At 61.4% G+C, this 11,994-nt stretch carries 9 protein-coding genes; 5 read left to right on the forward strand and 4 right to left on the reverse strand.

Translation table 11 applies throughout. From position 1 onward, the window contains the following. Positions 1 to 2: 2 nt before the first annotated feature. From HOLFODRAFT_RS18595 to HOLFODRAFT_RS0200725, 3 genes are all read left to right on the forward strand, one after another. Entirely contained in the window at positions 3 to 1,259 is a 1,257-nt protein-coding gene (locus tag HOLFODRAFT_RS18595; protein ID WP_052572374.1) for a DNA recombination protein RmuC, read from the forward strand. Positions 1,260 to 1,361: 102 nt separating this feature from the next. After that, a complete protein-coding gene (locus HOLFODRAFT_RS18600) occupies positions 1,362 to 2,831 on the forward strand; it encodes a leucyl aminopeptidase (RefSeq protein WP_005037442.1) in 1,470 nt (489 codons plus the stop codon). 132 nt (positions 2,832 to 2,963) lie between these two features. Further along, the gene (locus HOLFODRAFT_RS0200725; protein WP_005037440.1) at positions 2,964 to 3,269 is read left to right on the forward strand and encodes an HU family DNA-binding protein; all 306 of its coding nucleotides are present in this window, start codon (positions 2,964 to 2,966) and stop codon (positions 3,267 to 3,269) included. Between the two features lie 67 nt (positions 3,270 to 3,336). Here HOLFODRAFT_RS0200725 and HOLFODRAFT_RS18605 read toward each other — a convergent pair whose 3' ends face one another. After that, positions 3,337 to 4,884 (reverse strand): DEAD/DEAH box helicase, encoded by a 1,548-nt coding sequence (locus HOLFODRAFT_RS18605; protein ID WP_005037437.1) that lies wholly within the window; start codon positions 4,882 to 4,884, stop codon positions 3,337 to 3,339. A 133-nt stretch (positions 4,885 to 5,017) separates the two neighbouring features. Between HOLFODRAFT_RS18605 and HOLFODRAFT_RS18610 the strand changes: the two genes are divergently transcribed. Both HOLFODRAFT_RS18610 and rho read left to right on the forward strand, forming a co-directional pair. Next, positions 5,018 to 5,503 (forward strand): SixA phosphatase family protein, encoded by a 486-nt coding sequence (locus HOLFODRAFT_RS18610; protein WP_005037435.1) that lies wholly within the window; start codon positions 5,018 to 5,020, stop codon positions 5,501 to 5,503. Positions 5,504 to 5,600: 97 nt separating this feature from the next. After that, positions 5,601 to 6,902 carry a transcription termination factor Rho gene (gene rho, locus HOLFODRAFT_RS0200740; RefSeq protein ID WP_005037433.1) on the forward strand — a complete coding sequence of 434 codons (1,302 nt, stop codon included), beginning with the start codon at positions 5,601 to 5,603 and terminating at the stop codon, positions 6,900 to 6,902. 16 nt (positions 6,903 to 6,918) lie between these two features. Here the strand turns inward: rho and HOLFODRAFT_RS0200745 are convergent, their stop codons facing one another. From HOLFODRAFT_RS0200745 to HOLFODRAFT_RS0200765, 3 genes are all read right to left on the reverse strand, one after another. Continuing rightward, positions 6,919 to 8,076, reverse strand: a complete 1,158-nt coding sequence (locus HOLFODRAFT_RS0200745; protein ID WP_005037431.1) for a glycosyltransferase family 2 protein — start codon at positions 8,074 to 8,076, stop codon at positions 6,919 to 6,921. A 1,031-nt stretch (positions 8,077 to 9,107) separates the two neighbouring features. Next, positions 9,108 to 10,586, reverse strand: coding sequence for an FAD-dependent oxidoreductase (locus HOLFODRAFT_RS0200755; RefSeq protein ID WP_005037425.1), 1,479 nt, complete (start codon positions 10,584 to 10,586; stop codon positions 9,108 to 9,110). 134 nt (positions 10,587 to 10,720) lie between these two features. Continuing rightward, positions 10,721 to 11,989, reverse strand: a complete 1,269-nt coding sequence (locus tag HOLFODRAFT_RS0200765) for an NADH-ubiquinone oxidoreductase-F iron-sulfur binding region domain-containing protein (RefSeq protein WP_005037423.1) — start codon at positions 11,987 to 11,989, stop codon at positions 10,721 to 10,723. Between the last annotated feature and the right edge of the window lie 5 nt (positions 11,990 to 11,994).

The raw sequence follows: 11,994 nt of genomic DNA on the forward strand, positions 1-11,994 counted from the left end.
CCATGGATACTTCCCAGCTGTTTTCCATCGGGCTCGCCTTTCTTGCCGGAGCCGGGGCGATGGCGCTCCTGGCCAAGGCCCGGCGTCCGCTTTCCGTCCAGGACATCGAGGATGCCCATCAGCGCCTGCGTCAGGAATTCCATGACTCCCAGGGCCGAGTGGTCCAGGCCTTCGCCCAGGGGACCGAATCCCAGGGGCGTCAGGTCCAGGATGCCCTGGCCATGGGGCGCTCCGAGCAGGGGCGTCACCTGGAGGCCATGCAGCTTCGGCTGGAGCGCGGTCTGGAGCTCCTGCGGGGCACCACGGAGGAGCGGCTGGAGCGGATGCGCCAATCCATGGACGAGCGTCTGCGCACGAGTCTGGATCAGCGCCTGGGGGAGAGCTTCCGCCAGGTGAGTGAGCGCCTGGAATCGGTTCACCGCGGCCTGGGGGAGATGGCGAGTCTGGCCCAGGACGTGGGGGGGCTCAAACGGGTTCTCAGCAACGTCAAGAGCCGAGGTGTGCTGGGGGAAGTCCAGTTGGGGGCCGTGCTCGAGCAGTTCCTGGCCCCTGGGCAGTTCGAGACGCAAAAGCGCCTGGTTGCGGGCTCCCGGGAGGCCGTGGACTTTGCGGTGCGCCTCCCCGGTCCGGAAGGGGAGCCTGTCTGGATCCCCATTGATGCCAAGTTCCCTCTGGAGGACTATCAGCGGCTCCAGGAGGCGAGGGATCGGGGGGACCAGGATGGGGCGAATCGGGCTGGGGCGGAGCTGGAGCGGCGAGTCCTGCTGGAAGCTGTAAAAATAAACGGTAAATATATTTTGCCACCTCACACTACGGACTTTGCTCTCCTCTTCGTGCCCACCGAAGGGCTCTATGCGGAAATTCTCGGGCGCCCAGGGCTGTTTGACCGCATTCATCGGAAGCAGCGGGTGGTTGTGGTCGGACCCACCAATCTGTGTGCTTTTCTGAGCAGTCTCCAGGCTGGCTTTGCCAGCCATGCCATCAGCCAGCGGAGTGGCGAGGTCTGGAAGGTACTGGGGGAGGTCAAGGCTGAGTTCCAGCGCTTCGGTGTCTGGATCCAGGGGGTCCAGTCCAAACTGCAGGCCGCAACCCGGGAGATGGACAAGGTCGGTGTCCGGACTCGCCAGATGGAGCGGAAGCTTCAGGGAGTGGCTGAGATGCCGGTGTCCAGCGAGCTGTCTTTCGAGGCAGAACCAGGAGCTGAAGGGCCTTTTTTGGCATCCTTTGAAGCTCTGGAAGAATCGGAATCGGTAGATTAGGACTTATTTGGTTTCTTTTTTGGTTGTTTTTTGACCTAAATTTAGAAATACGTGTGTTGAGGCCGATGGGGTTCGGATAGGATTGCTTCCTGGAGGATGACCATGGTTTCTGTTGATATCAATTCCCAGCCCGGGAAGGACTTCTCTGGAGATGCCCTCATCGTGCCGGTCTTCTCCGGGCGTGAACGGCACCGTCTTCCCCTGGCCATCAGCAAGGTCGCCCGCCAGGTGATGGATGAGAGCGATTTCAAGGCGGACTACCTGGAACTGGTGCCTCTCCATCATCCCAATGGCGTCAAGGACACTCGCTGGATGGTCCTTGTGGGATTGGGCGAGGAGGAGGCTGTTACCCCCAACAAGATCCGCAAGGCCGTGGGGGCCGCCGCCCGCTCCTGCCTCAAGAAGGGCTGGAAGAAGGTGGGTGTCATTTCTCCCTCCACCTCCAATATGGAGCATGATGAAGTTCAGGCTGCGGTGCTGGAGGGGGTCCTCCTGGCCAACTTTGACACTGCCGCCTTCAAAGGCAAGCCTGAGCCCAAGGCCTTCGAGAAGGTGGAGGTCTTCACCAACGGTGATGACACCCGCAAGGCCCGCCGCCGCCTTCCCCAGATCCAGGCCGGTGTGGCCGCCTGCCATCGCGTCCGCGAGCTGACCAACACCCCCCCCTCCAACCTGAGCCCCGAAGTCTTTGCCGAATTGGCCAAGAAGCTGGGCAAGGAGCATAAGGTGGCTGTGGAAGTGCTCGATCCTGAGGCCCTGGCCAAGGGGAATTTCAATGGTGTCCTGGCTGTGGGCCAGGGGTCCGCCAAGACCCCTCGGGTTGTGACGCTGGAATACAAGCCCAAGGAGAAGGCCAAGAGGCACATCGTCCTGGTGGGCAAGGGGGTCTGCTTCGATTCAGGCGGCCTTTCCCTGAAGGATGCCAAGGGCATGGAAACCATGAAGGACGACATGACCGGTGCCGCCATCGTGCTGGCCACCGTCATGGCCTGCGCCGAACTGGATGCCTCCGTGCAGGTCACGGGCATCCTTGGGCTCGTTGAGAACATGCCCTCGGGTTCCGCGTACAAGCCCGGAGACGTGATCCGCAGCCGCAGCGGCAAGACCATCGAGGTCCTGAACACGGATGCCGAGGGACGCCTCGTGCTCGCGGATCTTCTGGACTACGCCGCGGAGTTCCAGGGTGACCACGTCGTGGATCTGGCCACCCTTACCGGCGCCTGCCTGGTGGCCCTGGGAGAAGGCGTCTCGGGCATCATGGGCACCGATCAGAAGCTGGTGGACCGTCTCATGGACGCCGGGGCCGCCGTGGGTGAGCACCTCTGGCAGCTCCCCCTGGTGGAGGAATACCGGGAATCCATCAAGAGCCAGATCGCCGATCTCAAGAACTCGGCTGGTTCCCGCTGGGGCGGCGCCATCACCGCCGGCCTCTTCCTCAAGGAGTTCGCGAAGAACGACTCCTGGGCCCATGTGGATCTCAGCAGCTGCTGGGCATCCACCGAGAAGGACTTCCGTACCCAGGGCGGGACCGGCGAGGGGCCGCGCTGGCTTCTGGAATGGATCCTTGCGTAAGATATTTGATTAGTAGAAACGCTTTGATTCATTATTTTAATGTTTCTCATGTTTCGTACTTGTCTCTTGACCCACGGGAGTGTTGTTGCTTCTATGGATAAACGACCCCAATAGCTATTTTCGGAGCACACCATGGAAGCCGTGGAAACTTTGACCAAGGCTGATCTTGCCAAGCACTTGATGGAAAACTTGGAATTTTCCAAGAAGGATGCGGACGAACTGGTGAACACCTTTCTCGAAAGCATCATCGGATCCCTGAGGGATGGGGACGGTGTCGAGTTGCGAGGTTTCGGCAGCTTCCGTCTCCGTGACCGGAAGGCCCGCCAGGGGCGCAATCCCCGTAGTGGCGAGACCATTGCCGTGCCCTCCAAGCGGGTGGTCTACTTCAAGCTGGGCAAGGAGCTGCGGAGCAAGCTCATCGACGAGGACGAGGATTGATCCCTGTTCTTTGTAAATAAATGAGAAGGGGGCCGTTAGGCCCCCTTCTCATTTATTTGCGTGGCCTTCAGTCGGCCTTGTTTCTCTTCACGAAACCGGGGCCGCTCTTGCGTTCGGTCACGGGCCGATCCTTGTGGAATGGCTTGCGGGGGCCGAATGCCCGGTCTTCAGGCTTCCGGGGGCCACGGGGGGCGGCACTGGAGGTCTCCCGACCGGCATAGGGCTTCCTGTCGGAAGTGGCCTTGGGGCCGTCGGCACTCCAGCCAGTGCGCTCGCCGGGCCTGGGCTTGAAGGGGCGGGCCAGCTTGGCTTCCATTTCCTTGGGATCAGGCATGCGGTACCCTGCATGGGACTGGCCATCTGTGAGAGAAACCAGTGCGGCCACCAGTTCGACTGGGTCCGTGCTCTCCAGGAGGCGCTTGGCCAGCTCACGGTGGCTTTCCGCCTTGATTTCCTTGAGCCGGAGGGCCAGGCGGGTCTCCTTGGCCTCGCGGATCTCCTCCTGGGTGGGCACGGGGCGCCAGGCCAGCTGGAGGCCGACACGACGGCCCCAGGCCATCAGGATGCGGGATTCCTTCTGCCCCACGAGGGCGAGGCTGGTGCCCTTGGCGCCGGCTCGGCCTGTGCGGCCCGAGCGGTGGACGTAGCTTTCGACCTGGGTGGGGATCCCCAGGTGGACCACCAGGGGCAGACCCTCGATGTCCAGGCCCCGGGCGGCTACGTCGGTTGCCACCAGGATGTGGAGCTTGCCGGTCTTGAAGTTGTTCAGGATGCGGTTCCGGGCGGCCTGGGCCAGATCACCGTGGAGGTGGTCTGCCGAGAGACCTGCCTCGCGGAGCATCTGGGCCACTTCCTCGGTCTGGGCCTTGGTCTTGGTGAAGACCAGGGCGGCGGAGGGGTCATCCTGGAGCAGGATGTTGACCAGGGCCCTGGACTGATAGGGTTCAGCCACCAGGCAGGGGGTGTGGGTGATGTCAGCGTGGGAGGTGGCGGGGCCATCGTTAAGCTGGGCGCGGTGGGGATTCTTGAGGAAGCGCTGGGCCAGGGCGGCGATGGGGCCGGGCAGGGTGGCGGAGAAGAGGTAGGTCTGGGGCCGATTTCCCAGGCGGGAGAGGATCTTCTCCACATCTTCCAGGAATCCCATGTTCAGCATTTCGTCGCACTCGTCGAGCACGACCATGGTGGCCTGGGAGAGATCGAGGGAACCCTGTTCCAGGTGGTCCATGGTGCGGCCGGGGGTGCCCACGATGACCCGGGCGCCGTATTTCAGGGCCTTGAGCTGGGGGCCGTAGCTCATGCCGCCCACGAGCTCGGCCAGATCCAGCTGGGGGACCACACTGGACAGCTCGGCCGCCACCTGCTGGGCCAGTTCCCGGGTGGGGGTCAGGATGAGGGCCTGGGCAAAGCGGTCTGGATGGAGGCGGTGGAGCAGGGGGAGGCCGAAGGCCAGGGTCTTGCCGCTGCCGGTGCGGCTCTGGACCAGCAGGTCACGTCCTTCAAGGCCGGGCTGGTAGCACTCTGCCTGAACGGGCGTAGGGGTGTGGAAACCGCGCCGTTCCAGGGCGGCAAGAATAGGTTCGCTGCAGCCCAGGGCTGCGAAGGTGATTGTGCTCAAGTGTGTCTCCCGGGCGCTCGCCGAACGGGAATGGCGAAAAACGCCAGCCGGACTTGGCCCAATCAAGCAGTATCCCACTCAAGCGGGGAAAAGGCCATGGAAAAAATGCCAGGCGGCATGCGATGATCACCCCATGATCACCCTGCTGCTTATTCGACACGGCATCGCGGAAGACCCCAAGCGAGGCCAGCGCGATTCGGAACGCGCTTTGACGGCAGAGGGCTGGGCCCGCACCAGGGCAGCTATGCAGGGACTTGTGGCCCGCGGATTTGTTCCTAGCAGGGGATACAGCAGTCCCTACCGCAGGGCTGCTGAAACGCTGCTCTGCCTCAAGGAGGCCGCTCCGGAAGGCTTCAGGGCCGACTACTGCGAGGATCTGGTGCCCGAGGGGCGTCCTCTGGATGTGGAATACTGGCTCCGGGGGCTTCTGGCCGAAGCCGAAGTCCCCGCCACCCTGGCTCTGGTCAGTCATCAGCCGCTCCTGTCAGATTTGATCCATCACCTCACAGGGCGCTTTGTTGATGTCAAGAAGGCCAGTTGCACCGTCCTCCATTGGGGGGAGCGGGGCTTCGAGTTCGCCCTTCATCTGACGCCTTCCGAGCTTCGGGCGGGGGTCTGAATGCCCGGAATTAGAGTGGCAAAAGCTCCGAGAAGGCGGCATACTGTGAAATCCTACCGCAGAGACTGTCGGCTCTTCCCCAAGGGGGGGGATACCAATGCCTATTGAAAAAATTGCTACAGCTGTCCTCAATCTTCATGATCTGAAGGAACAATCCATTGGCCGATTGGCCGAGATGGCGAAGGCCTATGGCATCGAGAACCCCCTGTCACTGAGGAAACAGGAGCTGATCTTCCGACTCTTGGAGGCTCAGGCCGCCAAGGAAGGTCTCTTCTTCGCCGAGGGGGTCCTGGAGGTCCTTCCCGAGGGTTTCGGCTTCCTGAGGGCCCCCGAGTTCAACTACCTGGCCGGTTCCGATGACATCTACGTTTCTCCGAGCCAGATCCGGAAGTTCAACCTCAAGAGCGGTGACACCCTCTCCGGGATGATCCGACCCCCCAAGAATGAGGAGAAGTTCTTCGCCCTCCTGCGGGTGGATGCGGTCAACTTCGACCCCCCTGCCTTGGCCAAGGAACGCCTTCACTTCGACAGTCTGGTGCCCCTGTACCCCACCCAGATGCTCAAGATGGAGCGGGACCCCCAGGAACTGAGCACCCGGGTCATGGACCTGATGACTCCCCTGGGCAAGGGACAGCGTGCCCTCATCGTGGCGCCTCCCCGCACCGGCAAGACCGTGCTCATGCAGAACATCGCCAACTCCATCACGGCGAACCACCCCGAGGTCTTTCTCATCGTGCTTCTCATTGATGAGCGCCCCGAGGAAGTGACGGACATGCAGCGAAATGTGCGCGGCGAGGTCATCTCCAGCACCTTTGATGAGAGTCCCACCCGTCACGTCCAGGTGGCCGAGATGGTCATCGAGAAGGCCAAGCGCCTGGTAGAGCACAAGAAGGACGTGGTGATCCTCCTTGATTCCATCACCCGCCTGGCCCGGGCTTACAACACGGTGGTACCGCCCTCCGGAAAGGTTCTCTCCGGCGGCGTGGACAGCAACGCCCTTCAGCGCCCCAAGCGCTTCTTCGGCGCCGCCCGCAACATCGAAGGGGGCGGGAGCCTCACGATCATCGCCACGGCTTTGGTGGAGACCGGCAGCCGCATGGACGACGTGATCTTCGAGGAGTTCAAGGGCACCGGCAACAGCGAGATCGTGCTGGACCGCAAGCTTAGTGACAAGCGGATCTTCCCGGCCATGGACATCTTCCGCAGCGGCACCCGCAAGGAGGATCTCCTTATCGACGCCGCCAAGCTCCAGAAGATCTGGGTGCTGCGCAAGATCCTATCTGGCTCGGGACCTGTGGAGAGCATGGAGCTCCTCATCGATCGCCTGGGCAAGGCCAAGAACAACGACGACTTCCTGAGCAGCATGCAGGAGCCCGCCGGTCGCCGCGAGCGGGGGTAGGTCCTTTCATGGGGACCTAAGCGACGAGGCGTCTCCAGCGCTTTCCAAGGCTTCTGATGAGGCGGGAACCCAGTCTCTGGAGGCTCTGGAGCAGCGTTTGCCTGTGCTTGGCGGCTGGGTGCTCTCCTAGAAGTTTATGGTGGCGGTGGGTCAGTTGGATGAGGTCCGTGAACTGGAATGCCGTTGGTGAGGCCGCCCCGGCTGCTAGACGGTGGGCGTCCACGATGGAGAGGTCCCCGGCATCGAAGCCATTCCGTATCAGGGCCTCCACGGCTGGCCGGATGCCCTCCCTGAAGTCCGCGTTCTTCCGGATATTGCGTGGAGCAAGGTCGGTTGGTTGACCCTCCCCGGGGAGAGAGTGTCTTTCCCAGAACCGGGCAAGGCGGTTGTCGCAGGCAACTTGGTGGATGAGCTGGTTCTGCCAGCCGTGGCGACGTGGGAGCCCATTGTCGACATGCTTCTTCCCCTGCTCAGCCTTGCGTTTGAGACGGTCCATTGAAAGCCAGGAAAGGTGCGCAGTGTAGAGAGAGTCGATGCTCACGGATCGCATGGGCTTTCCGGTGTAATGGACGATGTCGTGGGCCCCTGCGAGGACGCGTATCGAATCGAGATTCCTGAAGATCACTTTCGAAGGGAAGGGGATATGAAAGAGGTTCAGTTTTTCCTCGTAGATTGCCTGGTAGCGTTCGCTGAATTTCAAGGAAAGATTGGGGTCTGGCAGACCTTCGTAGTGGATGCTTGAGTAGTCCCCCGTGCTGCGCTCGTTGAAGTTCCGGGGGCAGACAAAATTCCTCAGATTGTAGCGAATGGCGGCGCAGTCCTCAGGAACCCTGGCCAGGATCTCCCTCAGGGAAGTGCGGGGAGAGGGGAGAAGGAATTCATCGGCGTCGAAGACGTAGAGCCAGTCGGGGTTGGACTGTCTGGCCAGGAGGACCAGGGTGTTGAGCTGGGCTTCCTGAAGGAAGATACCGTTGTTCTGGTGGAAAACGTGCAGCCGACCGGGCCAAAGGGCCTGTAGGCGCTGCAGGCCCTGGAAGCTTTCGTCCGTACTGGAATCATTCAGGACGTAGACCTCATCCACGTGATGGATCAGTGCGTGAGTGATGGACAGGGCCAGAATTCCCCACTCGTTCTTGCACTGGATGACGCCGGTGACTCTGGGCGCTTTGGTCATGACTGCTTGGCCTTCTGGTCGTGGGGAGTGCCCAACCGCTCCTTGTTGAGCGGGTTTCTCGGCTTGCCCGTAGGAAATCCGACCATCCTACCATGATTCGTGGGGTTTTATTACTGTAACGTTAGTTTTAATAGTGGATACGTTGAGGCTCCGTGGTCGTGCCGGGCGCGGGAGCTCCGCTGATCACTTCGAACTGGAGGGGTAGGCAGACACGTAAGTGTCTACCCATTCGTAGAAATGGGGGGAGGTGGAAAGGAATGAGATCCCCAGGCCGATGTCACTCCTGGATGCGTTTGGAAGCCCAGTCACCACATGGACCACCTGTGAGCAGAAGGGTGCGTTGGGGAGGCCCTTGTGCTCCAGCATGAAGTCCATGAGCAGGTAGCCTTGCCGGACACTTGGAACCAGTGTCTTCGGAAGTATGGCGAAGCACCCCCCGGCACTCAGGTTCGAAATGGGAATGCCTTTCAGGTCGAGTCCATTGATGCGAAAACCAACGGTGTGCTCAGAGCCCACTGAAATGCGGCGATATCTCCTCGTGTTCTGGATCTCAACCAACTTGGCCTCCGCTATTGTTCTAGGGGTAGCTGTCGAGTATTGTATTTATGATTCATCATAATTGGTCACAGTATTAAAAAACAAGCAGATCCAGACGGATGTCATTCGCAGAATCGTTCCATGTCAATTCATGCACTTCTATGCGGGTAGCAGGGGGGGCGGCACATCAAGGCTGCCCCACAGATCATCTTCGGCTGTTTGATATCGCAGGATTAGTAATCGGTTCGATGATTCGTTTGATCGTTAATCCTTGAAACAGGGGGGGCCAATGGGATCGGGTCGTGTTATTCCGATTGTAATTTTACATTTTTTAAACATATAAATAATACCGTAGTCGACCAGGGCGCCTGGAACCCAGGCGCAACCCATGCTGTTGCACGAAACAGCCCCGCCACACAGGGCGGGGCTGTCTCTGGAATCGGAAAAAATCACGTAGGAGACGGGGCCGCTTCCGCGGCCTCGTCTCCTACGTCCTACTCGTTGATGAACTCCGCAGCGTTCTCACCGGCGATGCGGCCGCTGTTGAGGCAGAAGCCCATGGTGTTGCCCGGCAGGATGAAGGGGTAGGTGTGTCCGTAGATGGCGCAGGCGTCCACGCCCACGGCATAGAGGCCCGGGATGACCTTGTGCTCATCGGTCATGACCTCGGTCTTGTGGTTGATCTTGATGCCGCCCAGGGTGCCGTAGCCGCCGGGGTACTGGCGGCATGCGTAGTATTTGGGGGAGCGGATCGGCTGCATGAAGGCCCGGTCCTTGTCGAAGAGGCTGTCGTAATGGTTGTCGCAATCCTCGTTGTACTCCTCGACGGTCTTGAGGAGGCCCTCCTTGTCGATGCCCATCTTGTCGGCCAGCTCTTCGAGGCTGTCCGCTTCGCAGACGTGCTCGTAGCCTTCGGCGAAGGCCGCCTTCATGGCCTCATCGAACTGCTGGTAGATGTCGTGGGGGTGGACGTGGGACTGGATGTCGGGCCCATTCCGCTTGTAGTGCTTGAGCAGCTTGGCGTCGAAGATCGAGTAGCAGACGTGGTCAGGCTGGGCCACGATGGCGTTACCGGTGAAGGTGGTGTTGGGGATGCCATCCTCGTTCATGAACCGGTTGCCCAGCTTGTTCACCCAGAGGCAGGGCTGGCGGAAGGCGCCCTCGATGGCGAAGTGGGCCATGTTGTCGGGGATCTGGTACATCAGCTCGATGGTCACCGGGGTCTTGCCGGCACCGGCCTCCCAGGCCATGTTGAGACCATCGCCGGTCATGCCGGGGATGGCGAAGGAGAAGAGGTTCTTGCCCCATTCGAAGCCGGTCTGCTCCTTGAGCATCTGGGGGTTGGCGCCGAAGCCGCCGGTGGCGATGATGACAGCCTTGCCTCGGGCCTCGATTTCCTCGCCGTTCTTGTCCACGGCGATGACGCCCACGGCCTTGCCATCCTCCACGAGGATCTTCTTCACGGGGGTCTCCAGTAGAACCTGGACCCCGAGTTCCTCAGCCCGTTCGGTCATGCACTTCATCATGGCGCCCGCGCAGCGGGGGCCGGGGAGGCCGCCGCCGATGGGCTTCACCACGTGCCAAGTGGCCTCGGAGGTGGCATAGGGCTTCATGGTTTCAGGGGCGGCATAGGCGGGCATGGCTCCGAAGAACTCCACGCCCATCTCTTCCAGCCACTGGATGGTATCGCCGGACTTCGCGTAATAATCGCGCACCAGGCGGGCATCCACATTCCAATGGGTGAAGCTCATGTGCTTGCGGAAGGCCTCGAAAGGGGTGAGGCTCACCATCTGGTGCTTCTGGATGTTGGAGCCGATGCCCAGCGGGCCCATGCCCATGTTGGCAGCGCCGCCGGTGGTGTTGGCTTTCTCGAAGGCGATGACGCTGGCGCCGTTCTCGGCGGCGGAGATGGCGGCAGCCAAGCCCGAGAGGCCGGCGGCGACGACGATGACGTCTGTTTCAAGCTGCTTCATTTAATACCTCCAGGTGGTTGGAAAAGAAAAAAGCAGAAAGGATTTACCTCCAAGACTCCAAGGCTCCAAGAAAAGCGAAAGAAAGGAAAAGATCTTTTCTTGGCTTTTCTTGGTGTCTTGGAGGTGGATCTTTTTCATCGTTTCTTCCATGTCCCCACAGGGATAGGTTCCTTGGGGGTCTTGGGCTTGAGGGGACCGGCCTTGACGATGGCGCCCTCTGGGCAAATCTCGAAGCAGAGGCCGCACTGGGTGCAGGCCTTGGCGTCGATGACGTGGATGTAGTCCTCCTCGCCCTCGATGGCCTCTTCGGGACAGACCCCCAGGCACTTCTCGCATCCCGTGCACGTCTCTCCCAGGATGTGGAAGGTGACATATTTCTTGCAGACGAGGGCTGGGCAGCGCTTGCGCTTCATGTGGGCCTCGAACTCCTCGGGGAAGTGCTGGAGGCCCGTGAGGAGCGGATCGGCGGCCCGGCGGCCGACGGGGCAGAGGGAACCCTCGGCCATGGCGGCGGCAAGTTCCCGGATCTGGGCCTCGTCCTCGGCTTTGGTCTTGCCTGAGGCCATGTCCGACAGGATCTCCTTGAGCTGGTAGCTCCCCTCGCGGCAGAGGAGGCAGCGTCCGCATGCCTCCTGGGCGGTGAAGGCCAGGCAGCGCTGAGCCATGTCCACAGTGCAGGCACTTTCATCGCCCACCACGATGGTGCCGGGGGAAGCGGGGGCATCCAGTCCCGCCTCGGGGATGAAGGCCCCCGTGGGCCCTCCCGCCAGGGCGAACTTGAATCCCTTGTCCCCCTTCATGCCGCCGCACTGCTCGAAGATCACCTGGCGCAGGGTGGTGCCTGCATGGATCTCGACAATGGCTTCCTGCTTCACGGCGCCAATTACTTGCAGGAGGATGGTCTGGGCTCCGGTGGCCAGCCTCACCAGTGTCTCGGCGTCCAGGACCAGCGTGGATGCATCCTCGTGGCCCCCGGCCATGGCGGGCTTGCCTTTGAGGAGCTCTGCCAGGGCGCTGTCCTCTCCTGCCATGAAGGAGGGCTGGATCATCCGCACCTCGATCTCCAGGGGCAGGAGTTTCTGCAGTTCCGGAATGGCGACGTTCAGAGCCTCGGTTGGGGTGGCCAGGGCAAGGATGGCCTTGGTGGCTCCCAGGGCCAGGGCTGCAATGCCGAGTCCCTCCAGAATGCCGAGGGGGGTCTTGGCCAGGAGGGTGCTCCGGATGGCCGCGCCGGATTCGGCGTCGAAGGCTCGGGCGATGAGACAGGTCTTGTCTGTCCCCAGGCCGGTCTGGGCCTGGAGGGCCTCCCGGCCCATGGAGAGGGCCTTGCGGAGGGCGGGGAAGCCCTGGGTTTCGGTGAACATGGTCGAGCCGCTGCTCGGGGTGATGATTTCTAAAGACACGTCTA

The organism is Holophaga foetida DSM 6591 (assembly GCF_000242615.2).
GTDB classification, from domain to species: domain Bacteria; phylum Acidobacteriota; class Holophagae; order Holophagales; family Holophagaceae; genus Holophaga; species Holophaga foetida.